Annotated in this window: 15 protein-coding genes; 12 read left to right on the top strand and 3 right to left on the bottom strand. The window is 69.8% G+C overall.

The window, feature by feature from the left end; translation table 11 throughout:
- Nucleotides 1-27 precede the first annotated feature (27 nt).
- The 7 genes from ACWGKT_RS03150 to ACWGKT_RS03120 all read left to right on the top strand — a co-directional run bounded on the left by ACWGKT_RS03150 (nt 28) and on the right by ACWGKT_RS03120 (nt 6,525).
- On the top strand, nt 28-1,452 hold the full coding sequence (locus ACWGKT_RS03150; protein WP_356142815.1) for an amino acid permease: 1,425 nt from the start codon (nt 28-30) through the stop codon (nt 1,450-1,452).
- Between the two features lie 133 nt (nt 1,453-1,585).
- Entirely contained in the window at nt 1,586-2,008 is a 423-nt protein-coding gene (locus ACWGKT_RS03145; RefSeq protein ID WP_235460698.1) for a Mov34/MPN/PAD-1 family protein, read from the top strand.
- Nucleotides 2,009-2,087: 79 nt separating this feature from the next.
- Nucleotides 2,088-2,195, top strand: coding sequence for a putative leader peptide (locus ACWGKT_RS03140; protein ID WP_356142817.1), 108 nt, complete (start codon nt 2,088-2,090; stop codon nt 2,193-2,195).
- Nucleotides 2,196-2,318: 123 nt separating this feature from the next.
- The gene (locus ACWGKT_RS03135) at nt 2,319-2,597 is read left to right on the top strand and encodes a MoaD/ThiS family protein (protein WP_235460697.1); all 279 of its coding nucleotides are present in this window, start codon (nt 2,319-2,321) and stop codon (nt 2,595-2,597) included.
- Nucleotides 2,598-2,613: 16 nt separating this feature from the next.
- Nucleotides 2,614-3,564, top strand: a complete 951-nt coding sequence (locus tag ACWGKT_RS03130; RefSeq protein WP_453272239.1) for a PLP-dependent cysteine synthase family protein — start codon at nt 2,614-2,616, stop codon at nt 3,562-3,564.
- A 219-nt stretch (nt 3,565-3,783) separates the two neighbouring features.
- Nucleotides 3,784-5,841: a putative Ig domain-containing protein gene (locus tag ACWGKT_RS03125; protein WP_453272238.1), complete on the top strand. Its 2,058-nt coding sequence runs from the start codon at nt 3,784-3,786 to the stop codon at nt 5,839-5,841.
- Between the two features lie 126 nt (nt 5,842-5,967).
- A complete protein-coding gene (locus ACWGKT_RS03120; protein WP_453272237.1) occupies nt 5,968-6,525 on the top strand; it encodes a hypothetical protein in 558 nt (185 codons plus the stop codon).
- A 6-nt stretch (nt 6,526-6,531) separates the two neighbouring features.
- Here the strand turns inward: ACWGKT_RS03120 and ACWGKT_RS03115 are convergent, their stop codons facing one another.
- Nucleotides 6,532-6,990, bottom strand: coding sequence for a type II toxin-antitoxin system PemK/MazF family toxin (locus ACWGKT_RS03115; RefSeq protein WP_453272236.1), 459 nt, complete (start codon nt 6,988-6,990; stop codon nt 6,532-6,534).
- A gap of 260 nt (nt 6,991-7,250) precedes the next feature.
- On the opposite strand from ACWGKT_RS03115, the gene ACWGKT_RS03110 reads away from it, so the two are divergent.
- Nucleotides 7,251-8,003: an MBL fold metallo-hydrolase gene (locus ACWGKT_RS03110; RefSeq protein ID WP_453272235.1), complete on the top strand. Its 753-nt coding sequence runs from the start codon at nt 7,251-7,253 to the stop codon at nt 8,001-8,003.
- Nucleotides 8,004-8,068: 65 nt separating this feature from the next.
- Here the strand turns inward: ACWGKT_RS03110 and ACWGKT_RS03105 are convergent, their stop codons facing one another.
- The gene (locus tag ACWGKT_RS03105) at nt 8,069-9,334 is read right to left on the bottom strand and encodes a PTS transporter subunit EIIC (protein WP_356142828.1); all 1,266 of its coding nucleotides are present in this window, start codon (nt 9,332-9,334) and stop codon (nt 8,069-8,071) included.
- A 722-nt stretch (nt 9,335-10,056) separates the two neighbouring features.
- A complete protein-coding gene (locus ACWGKT_RS03100) occupies nt 10,057-11,355 on the bottom strand; it encodes a PTS transporter subunit EIIC (protein WP_453272234.1) in 1,299 nt (432 codons plus the stop codon).
- A gap of 186 nt (nt 11,356-11,541) precedes the next feature.
- Here ACWGKT_RS03100 and ACWGKT_RS03095 point away from each other — a divergent pair, with 186 nt between their 5' ends.
- The 4 genes from ACWGKT_RS03095 (at nt 11,542) to rdgB (ending at nt 13,774) form a co-directional block, all read left to right on the top strand.
- The gene (locus tag ACWGKT_RS03095; protein WP_235458450.1) at nt 11,542-11,775 is read left to right on the top strand and encodes a glucose PTS transporter subunit EIIB; all 234 of its coding nucleotides are present in this window, start codon (nt 11,542-11,544) and stop codon (nt 11,773-11,775) included.
- A gap of 77 nt (nt 11,776-11,852) precedes the next feature.
- Complete coding sequence (gene rph, locus ACWGKT_RS03090) at nt 11,853-12,590, top strand: ribonuclease PH (protein WP_356142832.1); 738 nt, start codon at nt 11,853-11,855, stop codon at nt 12,588-12,590.
- A 126-nt stretch (nt 12,591-12,716) separates the two neighbouring features.
- Nucleotides 12,717-13,124 carry a hypothetical protein gene (locus ACWGKT_RS03085; protein ID WP_453272233.1) on the top strand — a complete coding sequence of 136 codons (408 nt, stop codon included), beginning with the start codon at nt 12,717-12,719 and terminating at the stop codon, nt 13,122-13,124.
- 47 nt (nt 13,125-13,171) lie between these two features.
- Complete coding sequence (gene rdgB / locus ACWGKT_RS03080) at nt 13,172-13,774, top strand: RdgB/HAM1 family non-canonical purine NTP pyrophosphatase (protein WP_453272232.1); 603 nt, start codon at nt 13,172-13,174, stop codon at nt 13,772-13,774.
- The last annotated feature ends 36 nt before the right edge of the window (nt 13,775-13,810 follow it).

Genomic DNA, 13,810 nt, shown 5'->3' with positions numbered 1-13,810 from the left:
CGGCATGGAGAAAGGCGCACAGCACACATGACCTCCGCTCAGGTCGACACGGAGAAGACCCCCGAAGAGGGGTACGAGCGCGGACTTGGCAGCCGCCAGGTACAGATGATCGCGATCGGCGGCGCCATCGGCGTCGGCCTCTTCCTGGGAGCCGGGGCGAACATCGCCAAGGCCGGTCCCAGCCTCATCCTGATGTACGCCCTGGCGGGCGTGATCGTCTTCTTCATCATGCGGGCGCTCGGCGAGCTGCTGCTCTACCGCCCCGTCTCGGGTTCGTTCGCGGAGTACTCGCGCGAGTTCCTCGGCCCGTTCTTCGGCTACTTCACCGGCTGGACGTACTGGCTGATGTGGGTGGTCACCGGCATGGCCGAGCTGACGGCCGCCGCGATCTACGTGAACTACTGGTTCCCGTCGGTCCCGCGGTGGGTGACCGCACTGGTGTTCCTGGTGGTCCTGTTCGTGGCCAACCTGATCTCCGTGAAGCTCTTCGGCGAGATCGAGTTCTGGTTCTCGATGGTCAAGGTCACCGCGCTGATCGGCATGATCGTGATCGGCCTCGGCGTCCTCACCTTCGGCTTCAGCGCCGCCGGTGACACCGCGCAGGTCGCCAACCTGTGGCAGTTCGACGGCTTCTTCCCCAAGGGCGTCGGCTCCTCCCTGATGACCCTGCAGGGCGTCATGTTCGCCTACCTCGCGGTCGAGCTGGTCGGTGTCACGGCGGGCGAGTCCGAGAACCCCGAGAAGACCCTGCCGAAGGCGATCAACACCCTGCCCTGGCGCATCGCGCTCTTCTACGTCGGTGCCCTCACCGTCATCCTGTGCGTGGTGAAGTGGACCGAGTTCGCGGACGGCGTCAGCCCCTTCGTGAAGGCGTTCGCGATGATCGGCATCCCGGCCGGCGCGGGCATCGTCAACTTCGTGGTGCTGACCGCGGCCCTGTCCTCCTGCAACTCCGGCATGTACTCCACGGGCCGCATGCTGCGCACCCTGGCCGACAACGGCGAGGCCCCCCGCATCTTCCGGAAGCTGTCCGCCTCCAAGACCCCGGCGTTCGGCATCACCGTCTCCGTCGCCTTCATGGCCATCGGTGTGGTCCTCAACTACATCGTCCCGGAGAAGGCCTTCGGCTACGTCACCTCCGTCGCCACCGCGGCCGGCATCTGGACCTGGCTGATGATCCTGATCAGCCACGTGCTCTACCGCCGCGCGGTCGCCGCGGGCAAGCTGCCCGCCTCCTCCTTCCCGGCGCCGGGCGGCGCGGTGTGCAGCTGGATCGCCATCGTGTTCCTGCTCTTCGTCACCGGCCTGATCGCGTACGACGCCGACTCCCGCATCTGCCTCTACGTGATGGCCGGCTGGGCCGCCGCCCTCGGCGTCGGCTGGGCGGTCCTCAAGGCCCGCAATCCGCAGGTCGCCGAGCGCCGCGAGCCGGAGCTCGAAAAGGTCGGCTGACCTCACCGGGAGGACGCCCGGCCGCAGGGAGTACTCGTGGCACCCTTTGCGGCCGCCGCTCAGGGCGTCCGGCATACGGGCCGTCCCGTACCAGTCTTCGGTACGGGACGGCCCTCTGCTTATGCTGGCCGGCATGCTGACCATCACCCAGGCCCTGCACGACAAGATCGTCGCCCACGCGCGTGAGGACCACCCCGACGAGGCGTGCGGCGTGGTCGCGGGCCCGGTGGGCGCCGGCCGGCCCGAGCGCTTCATCCCGATGCTGAACGCGGCCCGCTCGCCCACGTTCTACGAGTTCGACTCGCAGGACCTCCTCAAGCTCTACCGCGAGATGGACGACCGCGACGAGGAGCCGGTGATCATCTACCACTCCCACACGGCGACCGAGGCCTACCCCTCCCGCACCGACATCTCCTACGCCAATGAGCCCGGTGCCCACTACGTCCTGGTGTCGACGGCGGACGCCGACGGGGCGGGCGAGTTCCAGTTCCGGTCCTTCCGGATCGTCGAGGGCGAGGTCACGGAGGAAGAGGTCAAGGTCGTGGAGGCCTACTGATCCCGCGATGCGGTCAGTTCCCATCCACGATGCGAGATCACATTCCGGGACCCGGACCGGGAATCGATACGATGAGCCCATGGTTCTGAACGACGTGAGCGAGAAGGCGTCGGAGCCCTTTTGGGCATTGCTGCTCGTGGCGCGGCTGCACGTCGACCTGTGCAGGCTGAACAGCGCCATCTGTTGACGTTCCCCTGCCGCCGCACGGCCGTGAGCCGCGGCGCGGCGCCGCACGCCCTCCCCAAGCTCTCAGCTCCGTCGGAGCAGGGGGCGCCCCATCCTGAACCTTTCCCGACAGGAGCCCGCCACCATGGCCATCGAGGTCCGCATTCCCACCATCCTCCGCCAGTACACCGACGGTCAGAAGGCGGTGGAGGGCAACGGTGAGACCCTCGCCGAGCTGTTCGCCGACCTCGAAACCCGGCACGCGGGTGTCCAGGCCCGCATCGTGGACGGCGACCAGCTGCGCCGCTTCGTCAACGTCTACCTCAACGACGAGGACGTCCGCTTCCTCGACGGCATCAACACCAAGCTCTCCGACGGCGACAACGTGACGATCCTGCCGGCCGTCGCCGGCGGCATGGCCTGATCGGCCGCGATCCCCGATGCGCTACGACTCCCCGCTGGCCGCGGTGGGCAACACCCCCTTGGTGCGCCTGCCGCGGTTGTCGCCGTCCGCCGACGTCCGGATCTGGGCGAAGCTGGAGGACCGCAACCCGACCGGCTCGGTCAAGGACCGTCCCGCCCTGCACATGATCGAGCAGGCGGAGAAGGACGGCCGGCTCACCCCGGGCTGCACCATCCTGGAGCCGACCTCCGGCAACACCGGCATCTCCCTGGCCATGGCGGCGAAGCTCAAGGGCTACCGCATGGTCTGCGTGATGCCCGAGAACACCTCGCAGGAGCGCCGGGACCTGCTCGGCATGTGGGGCGCCGAGATCATCTCCAGCCCGGCCGCGGGCGGCTCCAACACGGCCGTACGCGTAGCCAAGGAGCTGGCCGGCGAGCACCCCGACTGGGTGATGCTCTACCAGTACGGCAACCCGGACAACGCCGGCGCGCACTACGCCACGACCGGCCCGGAGATCCTCGCGGACCTGCCGTCGATCACCCACTTCGTGGCCGGCCTCGGCACCACCGGCACCCTGATGGGCGTCGGCCGCTATCTGCGCGAGCACAAGCCTGACGTGAAGATCGTCGCCGCCGAACCGCGCTACGACGACCTGGTCTACGGCCTGCGCAACCTCGACGAGGGCTTCGTACCGGAGCTGTACGACGCCTCCGTCCTCACCACCCGCTTCTCGGTCGGCTCGGCCGACGCGGTCACCCGCACCCGGGAGCTCCTCCAGCAGGAGGGCATCTTCGCGGGCGTCTCGACGGGCGCCGCCCTGCACGCCGCGATCGGCGTCGGGAAGAAGGCGGTGAAGGCCGGCGAGAGCGCCGACATCGTCTTCATCGTGGCCGACGGCGGCTGGAAGTACCTCTCCACGGGCGTCTACACGGCCGCCACGACGGAGGAGGCCATCGAGACGCTCCAGGGTCAGCTCTGGGCATAGGGCTCATCAAGCAGCCGCCAGCCCCCTCTCATGAGGGGGCTAAACGCTGACTATGGAGCGGCAAAGATCTTTCTCCGGTACTGCCCGGGTCGTCGGGCCGGGACTACGGTCCCAGCGCACTCCCTTGAGTGTCATGCTCATGGCTGCGCGGTTCGCCGCCGCTACGCGCGTCACGGGCCTGCCCATCCAGTTCGACCCCACCGATGGAGGCAGTACCCCATGCGTGACTCACGCCCGAGCGGGCGTCGCCGGAGTCTGCGAAGACTCGTGGCCGTCGCCGCGCCCGCCCTCGCCCTCACCGTCGCCGGACTCGTCGCGGCGCCCACGGCCGGGGCGCAGACCCCCACCCACACCACTCGGGCCACCCAGAACGCCAAGGCCCTGACCGCCCCGGAGCGGCAGGCCTTCCACTCCACAGGCAAGGCCGGTCAGAAGGTGCCGACCACGCACCTGTGCGCCACCGCGAAGCCGGGCCACGCCTCCTGCTACGCCCAGCGCCGCACCGACATCAAGCAGAGGCTGGCCGCGGCCCTCGCCGCCGCGCCCTCCGGCCTCGGCCCGGCCAACCTGCACAGTGCCTACAACCTGCCCTCGACCGGCGGTTCCGGCCTGACCGTCGCCATCGTCGACGCCTACAACAACCCCAACGCCGAGTCGGACCTGGCCACTTACCGCTCGACGTACGGCCTGTCCGCCTGCACCAAGGCCAACGGCTGCTTCAAGCAGGTAAGTCAGACCGGCTCGACCACCTCGCTGCCCACGAACGACACCGGCTGGGCCGGTGAAGAGGCGCTGGACATCGACATGGTGAGCGCGGTCTGCCCCAACTGCAACATCATCCTGGTCGAGGCCGACTCCGCGAACGACACCGACCTCGGCATCGCCGAGAACGAGGCCGTCGCGCTCGGCGCCAAGTTCGTCTCCAACAGCTGGGGCGGCTCCGAGTCCTCCTCCCAGACCAGCGAGGACACCCAGTACTTCAAGCACCCGGGCGTCGCGATCACCGTCTCCTCCGGTGACTCCGCCTACGGCGCCGAGTACCCGGCGACCTCCCAGTACGTGACCGCCGTCGGCGGCACCGCGCTGACCACCGCCTCGAACGCGCGCGGCTGGAGCGAGTCGGTCTGGAAGACCAGCTCCACCGAGGGCACCGGCTCCGGATGCTCCGCCTACGACCCCAAGCCGAGCTGGCAGACCGACAGCGGCTGTTCCAAGCGCATGGAGGCCGACGTCTCCGCGGTCGCCGACCCGGCCACCGGCGTGGCGGTCTACGACACCTACGGCGGCTCCGGCTGGGCGGTCTACGGCGGCACCAGCGCCTCCGCCCCGATCGTCGCCGGCGTCTACGCCCTCGCGGGCACCCCGGGCTCCGCCGACTACCCGGCGAAGTACCCCTACTCCCACACCTCCAACCTGTACGACGTCACCAGCGGCAACAACGGCAGCTGCTCGACCTCGTACTTCTGCACCGCGGGCACCGGCTACGACGGCCCGACCGGGTGGGGCACCCCGAACGGCACCGCCGCCTTCGTCTCCGGCACCAGCAGCGGCAACACGGTGACCGTCACCAACCCCGGCAGCCAGTCCACGACCACCGGCGGCTCGGTCAGCCTGCAGATATCGGCGAGCGACAGCGCGGGCGCGGCTCTCACCTACAGCGCGTCCGGACTGCCGACCGGCCTGTCCATCAACGGCTCCACGGGCCTGATCTCCGGTACGGCGTCCACCGCGGGGACCTACCAGGTCACCGTCACCGCGACCGACTCCACCGGCGCCACCGGCTCGACGTCCTTCGGCTGGACCGTCGGCTCCTCCGGCGGCACCTGCACCTCCGCGCAGCTGCTCGGCAACCCGGGCTTCGAGTCGGGCAACACGACCTGGACCGCGTCGAGCGGTGTCATCACCAGCGACAGCGGTGAGGCCGCGCACGGCGGTTCCTACAAGGCCTGGCTGGACGGCTACGGCTCCTCGCACACCGACACGCTGTCCCAGTCGGTGACCGTCCCGGCCGGGTGCAAGGCCACCTTCACCTTCTACCTGCACGTCGACACCGACGAAACCACCGGCAGCACCCAGTACGACAAGCTGACGGTGACCGCCGGTTCGAAGACCCTGGCGACGTACTCGAACCTCAACGCCGCCACCGGCTACGCGCAGAAGTCCTTCGACCTGTCCTCGTACGCGGGCTCGACGGTCACCCTGAAGTTCAGCGGCGTGGAGGACTCCTCGCTGCAGACCAGCTTCGTGGTGGACGACACCGCCGTGACGACCGGCTGATCGCGTTCCGCTGAGTGGGGGACCCCGGCCGTCGGACTCGGCCGGGGTCCTTCCGGGATCCGGATGCACAGGTGGAACGTCACATCTGCACCAGGTTCCGGTCCACGCGGAAAGGCGGTCACCCCCATGTTCCGTACGAGGTTCGTAGCGACGCTCGTCCTCGCGGCAGCGGCCACGGTCGCGATCGCGGGCTGCGGCTCGCAGAACGGGGGGACGGGCGGGGGCAGCGGCACGGTGTCACCGAGCACGTCCTCCGCGACGATTGGTGCGACCGGGACGACCACCCCCACGTCCCCTTCTTCCGGCACGTCCCCCGGTACGTCCTCCAGCACGTCACCCGCGCCGACCCGCACCGACGCCGCCGACTGCGTGAGCCACACCGAACTCACCGCCGCCGACAACGGCCGCACCCTCTGCCTGACGACGGGCGGACAGGTCCGGCTCACCCTGGACGGCACCCAGGACCGCCCGTGGAAGCCGGTCACGGTCACCGGCGACGCGCTGAAGGCCGCCAACGCGGGCATCGTCATCCTCCCGGGCGACGCCGTCGCGGCCTACGACGCGGTGGCCCGCGGCACCGCGAAGCTCTCCTCGTCGCGGCCGCTGTGCGCGCAGCCCAGCAGCCCCGGTCAGATGTCCTGCCAGGGGATCGAGGAATGGACGGTCACGGTGCGGGTACGTTGAACCCGTTCAGCCCGCGAGGTGTCGAACCTGGTCCCACAGGACCGGATCGACCACGCCCACCCGGCGGCGGAAGTCCCGGACCGGGACCTGCCGCAGTTCATCGGTCTCCAGGAAACTCGGACGGCCGTGGGCGTCGCCGACCGAGCCCGGCGGCAGCGGGATCACCCCGGCCCGCTCGTCGTGGTACTTGCTGGTGATCTTCGCGACCGTCGCCCGGTTGCCGCGCACGGCCAGCACCAGACAGGGCCGGTCCTTGCCACCCGGCTCCTGTTCGTACGGCACGTTCGCCCACCAGATGTCCCCGGGGTGCGGCCGTGCCGCCCGCTCCCGAGGACCCTCCCGCCGTCCCGGCGGCCGGGTCCGGAGCCGCTGCCCCCGATGTCCCCGCCCCCACCCGTCGACGAGCGTGGCGACCAGCGCGAGCAGCACCACTGCCGCGAGCGCCAGCCACCATGACGTGTCCATACGCACGACGTTACCGGCGCGCGCCCCCCAATGCGCGCCCTCTCACAAGCCTGCTGCGCCCCGGGTCCAGCCGAACCGGTGACAGCACAGGTGAGTTCGCCCACAACGGCCCCTGGCGGAGGAGCGACCGGCCCTTTTGCGCCTTACGCTCAACAAACCGCACGACTCCCGTCAGCCTCTCGTCTGACCTCTCCCCGTATCCGACCGGATCCGTCATCGTCCGGATCTCCCGATGTCCCGTCCACGGAGGTTTCTGCTTCATGAAGCTCACCGTCGTCGGCTGCTCGGGGTCGTTTCCGTCCGCGGAATCGGCCTGTTCGAGCTACCTCGTAGAGGCCGACGGCTTCCGGCTGCTTCTCGACATGGGCAACGGCGCCCTCGGCGAGCTGCAGCGCCACTGCGGTCTCTACGACCTCGACGCGATCTTCCTCAGCCATCTGCACGCCGATCACTGCATCGACATGCTGGCCTACTTCGTGGCGCGCTACTACCGGCACGACGGCGGCCCGGCCGACCCGATCCCCGTCTACGGACCCGAGGGCACGGAACACCGCCTGACCACCGCCTACGCCGACACTCCCACCGCGTCGTCCATGAGCGAGGTCTTCGACTTTCACACGGTCAAGCCGTCCACGTTCGAGATCGGCCCGTTCACGGTGCACACCGAGAAGGTCCGGCACCCCGTCGAGGCGTACGCCATCCGGATCGAGCACGGCGGGAAGTCGCTGACGTACTCCGGCGACACCGGCGTCACCGGGGCGCTCGACGCGCTGGCCCGGGACACCGACCTGTTCCTGTGCGAGGCCGCGTTCACGCACGGCAAGGAGAACATCCCGGACCTGCACCTCAACGGCCGCGAGGCGGGCGAGACGGCGGCCCGGGCGGGCGCGGGCCGCCTGATCCTCACCCACATCCCGCCCTGGACCGACCCCGAGATCAACCTCGCCGACGCCCGCGAGGTCTTCGACGGCCCGGTGGACCTGGCCGCGCCGCGTGTGACGTACGAGGTCTGAACCCCCCATGCCACGACGGCCCCGGAACGGGAGTTCCGGGGCCGTCGCACTGTTCGCGGACCGGGCTACTTGGCCTCGGCCTTCTGCAGTTCCGCCAGTTCCTCGTCGGACTCGCGGCCCGGCGTCGGCAGGTTGAACCTGATGATCGCGAAGCGGAAGACCGCGTAGTAGACCGCCGCGAAGCACAGGCCGACCACGGCCAGGCCCCATGGGTTGGTCGCGATGCCGAGGTTCAGTCCGAAGTCGACCGCGCCGGCCGAGAAGCCGAACCCGTCCTTCATGCCGAGCGCCCAGGTCAGCGCCAGCGAGACGCCGGTGAGGACCGCGTGGATCGCGTACAGGACCGGGGCGATGAACATGAAGGTGAACTCGATCGGCTCGGTGACGCCGGTGACGAACGAGGTCAGCGCGATCGAGAGCATCATGCCGCCGACCACCTTGCGGCGCTCCGGGCGGGCGCAGTGGACCATGGCCAGGCAGGCCGCCGGGAGACCGAACATCATGATCGGGAAGAAGCCGGTCATGAACTGGCCCGCGGTCGGGTCGCCGGCCAGGAAGCGGGCGATGTCGCCGCTCTTGCCGTGGTAGTCGCCCGCCTGGAACCAGGGGAACGAGTTCAGCAGGTGGTGCATGCCGATCGGGATCAGCGCGCGGTTGGCGACACCGAAGATGCCGGCGCCGACGGCGCCCGAACCGACGAGCTTCTCACCGAAGCTGTGCAGACCCGTGCCCAGGACCGGCCAGATGTAGCCGAAGACGATGCCGATGACCAGGCCCGCGAGGGCCGACAGGATCGGGACGAGACGGCGGCCGCCGAAGAAGCCCGCCCAGTCCGGCAGCTTGGTGCGGTAGAAGCGCTGGTAGAGCAGGGCGACGACGATGCCCATCACCACGCCGCCGAGGACCTTGGCGTCCACCGGGGCGTCCACCATGACGACCTTGCCGTCGACGGCCGTCGCCACCTTCGGCAGGTTCTTGTCGGTGAACGTGCCGAGGACGTTCTTGAAGACCAGATAGCCGACGACCGCGGCGAGCGCGGTCGAACCGTCCGACTTCTTGGCGAAGCCGATCGCGATGCCCACGGCGAACAGCAGCGCCATGTTGTCGAGGATCGCGTTGCCGCCGGCCGCCATGAAGCCCGCGATCTTCGTGAAGAAGGTCGGGAACGAGGGGCGGCCCAGCATGTCGGTGTTGCCGAGGCGCACCAGAAGGGCGGCGGCGGGCAGGACCGCCACCGGCAGCATCAGGCTGCGGCCGATGCGCTGCAGAACAGCCATCGCGCCGGAGCCCTTCTTCTTCTCGGCCGCGGGAGCGGCGCTGGCCGTGGTCACAACTTCCTCCTGGGGGTACCCCCGAGCCGAAGGCCGGGAGTGGGCATGGCGCCGCCCGGGAAGGCAAGGGACGGCGGCGTCTCTGGTCTACACCACTGAGTGGTGTAGACCTGTTGTAGCACGATGAAGGCGGCATAAGGAACCCGCGATTCCCGTAACGATTTGGGCTACACCCCGGCCCTGCCGCAGGTCACGACAAAGGTCCCCGGACCGTCCGACCCGGGCCCAGAACCCGACCGTCACCGGGGCGCGCGCCGCCTGGCCCAGGGGCCAGTCCGCGGTCACCCGAAGAAACGGGGCCCGGCCCGCTCAAGCAGGGGTCGCCTCCATGCTCTCGTTCACCTGTGCCGCGGCGGTGCCGCTGCCGGCGGACTCGCCCTGATTCGCCGGACGGCCGCGCGTCGCTCGGCCCAGGGGCCTGTCCGCGGATCGTCCGGGGATGCGAGGCCTGGCCCGCCCTGTTCCGAGGTCCACGAGCCAGGGGTCGTCGCGTCGCCGCCCTCATCCCGCCTTGCGGCTGGATGCTCCCCCGAGGTCTCGACTTCGCTCATGGCAGGGGTCGCCCCCATGCTCCCGTTCACCTGTGTCGCGTCGACGCGGCCGGCCGACTCGCCCTCATCCGCCTTGCAGCTGGACGCTCCCGCCGAGCTCTCGACTTCGCTCGAGCAACGGCCGCCCCCATGCCCCGTTCAGCTACGTCGCGTCGGCACCGGCGGACGGCCTCAGGCCTTCGTGGTGTCCTCGACCTCTTCCTCCGGTTCTCGGCCCGGGGTCAACAGGTCGAACGTGGTGATGGCGAAGCGGAAGGCCACGTAGTAGACGGCGGCGAAGCACAGGCCGATCGGGATGATCGCCCAGGGCTTGGTGGCCAGGTGCCAGTTGATGACGTAGTCGATGAGGCCCGCCGAGAAGCTGAAGCCGTCGTGCACGCCGAGCCCCCACGTCACCGCCATCGAGACCCCGGTGAGCAGCGCGTGCACGGCGTAGAGCAGGGGGGCGACGAACAGGAAGGAGTATTCGAGGGGCTCGGTGATGCCGGTGACGAACGAGGTCAGCGCCACCGAGAGCATCAGGCCGCCCACCTCCTTGCGGCGGTGCGGCTTGGCGCAGTGGGTGATGGCCAGCGCGGCGGCCGGCAGCGCGAACATCATGATCGGGAAGAAGCCCGAGGTGAACTGCCCCGCGTCCGGATCGCCCGCCAGGAACATGTTGATGTCGCCGTGCACCACCGTGCCGTCGGGCTTGGTGTAGCTGCCGAACTGGAACCAGATGGGCACGTTGAGGAACTGGTGGAGTCCGATCACCAGCAGCCCGCGGTTGGCGACGCCGAAGACGCCCGCGCCCCACGCGCCGAGGCCGCTGAGCCAGTCGCTGAAGCTCTCCAGCGCGCTGCCGATCGGCGGCCAGACCCACAGGCACAGCACCGCGAAGACGACGGCGGCGAACGCCATGATGATCGGGACGAGCCGGCGGCCGTTGAAGAAGCCGAGCCAGTCCACGAGCCGGGTGCGGTGGAAGCGGACCCAGAAGAAGGCCGCCATCAGACCCAGCACGATGCCGCCGAAGACCCCGGGGTTCTGGTACGTGAAGGCGGTCACCGTCCCGTCCTTCACCAGACAGCCCGTCGCCACCGGCCTCGACCCCGCGGCACAATCCTGCGGGAACTGGCGCAGCACGCCGTAGTAGACGAGAAAGCCCGCCACCGCCGCGAGCGCCGTCGAACCGTCCGCCTTCTTGGCCATGCCGATCGCCACGCCCACGCAGAACAGCAGCGGAAGACCGAGCGACCCGTCGAGCAGCGCGCCGCCCGCGCCGCTCATCACCTTCGCGACCGGCGTCCAGCCGAGCCCGTCCGCGCCGAGCAGGCCCGGCTGGCTCAGGGCGATGAGCAGGCCCGCGGCCGGCAGCACCGCGATCGGCAACTGCAGACTGCGCCCCATCTTCTGCAGCCCCTGGAACAGCGCGTTCCACCGGGCCCGCCCGGGGCTGACCGTGCTCTCGGCGCTGCTCTCGGCGCTCATCGGCGTCCTCCGAACCGCTCTGCTGAGAGGCGGGTTTGGCGGCCGTCCACAGGGTGGTGTAGACCAGTCGGCGGACGGTTCCGCTGTCGTGAACGCCATCATTCGGGACGTACGACACGGCCGCTCGCGAAGATGGGCCAACTGTGGGTTACTGCGACAAAGCGGTTCGGATCAGGGAGAAGGAACATGGCCACCAAGGCTGAGAAGATCGTCGCCGGGCTCGGCGGCATCGACAACATCGAGGAGATCGAGGGCTGCATCACCCGCCTGCGGACCGAGGTCTCCGACCCCTCGCTGGTCGACGAGACCGCCCTGAAGGCCGCCGGCGCCCACGGCGTCGTGAAGATGGGCACCGCGATCCAGGTCGTCATCGGCACCGACGCCGACCCGATCGCCGCGGAGATCGAAGACATGATGTGAGCCTCACGGTTCACCTGGAAGGGGCTCTTCCCGACGCGGGAGGAGTCCCTTCCGTATGTGCGGCTAGGCTCGTCGCCATGTCTCGAATCGACGGCCGCACTCCCGAACAGCTCCGCCCCGTCACCATCGAACGTGGCTGGAGCAAGCACGCCGAGGGCTCCGTCCTCGTCTCCTTCGGCGACACCAAGGTCCTCTGCACGGCCTCCGTCACCGAAGGCGTCCCGCGCTGGCGCAAGGGCAGCGGCGAGGGCTGGGTCACCGCGGAGTACGCCATGCTGCCCCGCGCCACCAACACCCGCGGCGACCGCGAGTCCGTCAGGGGCAAGATCGGCGGCCGTACGCACGAGATCAGCCGGCTCATCGGCCGCTCCCTGCGCGCCGTCGTCGACTACAAGGCGCTCGGCGAGAACACCATCGTCCTGGACTGCGACGTCCTCCAGGCCGACGGCGGCACCCGCACCGCGGCCATCACCGGCGCCTACGTGGCCCTGGCCGACGCGATCACCTGGGCCCGCGGCAGGAAGCTGATCAAGCCCGGCCGCCAGCCGCTGACCGGCACGGTCAGCGCCGTCTCGGTCGGCATCGTCGGCGGCGTCCCCCTCCTCGACCTCTGCTACGAGGAGGACGTCAGGGCCGAGACCGACATGAACGTCGTCTGCACCGGCGACGGCCGCTTCGTCGAGGTCCAGGGCACCGCCGAGGCCGAGCCGTTCGCCCGCGACGAGCTCAACGCGCTGCTCGACCTCGCGGTGGGCGGCTGCGCCGACCTGGCCGCCATCCAGCGCCAGGCCCTGGAAGCGGCCACCGAAAAGTAAAGGGACCACCAAAACCCGAGGCCGCAAAGGGCAACCCCACCAACCTCCCCGGCGTCCCTATGGGTACGGGCGCACGGCACACCACCGTGCGCTCGGCCAGCCGATCCAGGGGGAGGGACCACCACCATGGCCGCGAGCCGACGCCCACGTCGAGCCCGTCTCACCGCCATCGCCGCCGTCGCGGCGGCCGCCGCGCTCACCGCCGGCCTCACCACCGGCTGCGACGCCGTCAACAAGGCCCTGGACTGCGTCCAGACCGCCGACAACATCGCCGACAGCGTCACCGACCTCCAGCAGGCGGTGGAGAACGCGGCCAACGACCCGACCCAGACCGACGAGTCCCTGGCCTCGATCGAGCGCAACCTCGACAAGATCGGCGACAAGACGGACAACGCCGACGTCAACAAGGCCGTCGACGACCTCGGCAAGGCGGTCGACAACGTCCGTACGGCGATCAAGAACGGCGACGAGACCCCGGACATCAGCCCGGTGACGGACGCGGCCGGCGAACTGACCAAGGTCTGCACCTCGTAGACCCGGTGCGGGCCGGGGCCGACAGGCCCTGGGGGATACTGACCCCCATGACCCGCCTGATCCTCGCCACCCGCAACGCCGGAAAGATCACCGAGCTCCGCTCGATCCTCGCCGACGCAGGTCTGCCGCACGACCTCGTCGGCGCGGACGCCTTCCCCGACGTCCCCGACGTCAAGGAGACCGGCGTGACCTTCGCCGAGAACGCGCTCCTGAAGGCCCACGCCCTGGCCCGGGCCACGGGCCTGCCGGCCGTCGCCGACGACTCGGGCCTGTGCGTCGATGTTCTGAACGGCGCGCCGGGAATCTTCTCGGCCCGCTGGGCCGGCCGCCACGGTGACGACAAGGCCAACCTGCAGCTGTTGCTGGCCCAGCTGGCCGACATCGCGGAGGAACACCGGGGTGCACACTTCGCGTGCGCGGCGGCGCTTGCGTTGCCGGATGGGCGGGAGCGGGTGGTCGAGGGCCGGCTGCGGGGCGTTCTCCGGCACGCCCCGGTAGGCACGAACGGCTTCGGCTACGACCCGATCCTCCAGCCGGAGGGGGAGACGCGGACGTGCGCCCAGCTGACCGCGGAGGAAAAGAACGCGATCAGCCATCGGGGGAAGGCTTTTCGGGCGTTGGTGCCGGTGGTCAAGGAACTGCTGGGCTGATCCCGCGTAGGTAGGCCCCCTACCTACGAATCGTAG

Source organism: Streptomyces sp. NPDC054794, from assembly GCF_053611585.1.
This window is presented reverse-complemented; position numbering and strand designations above follow the sequence as displayed.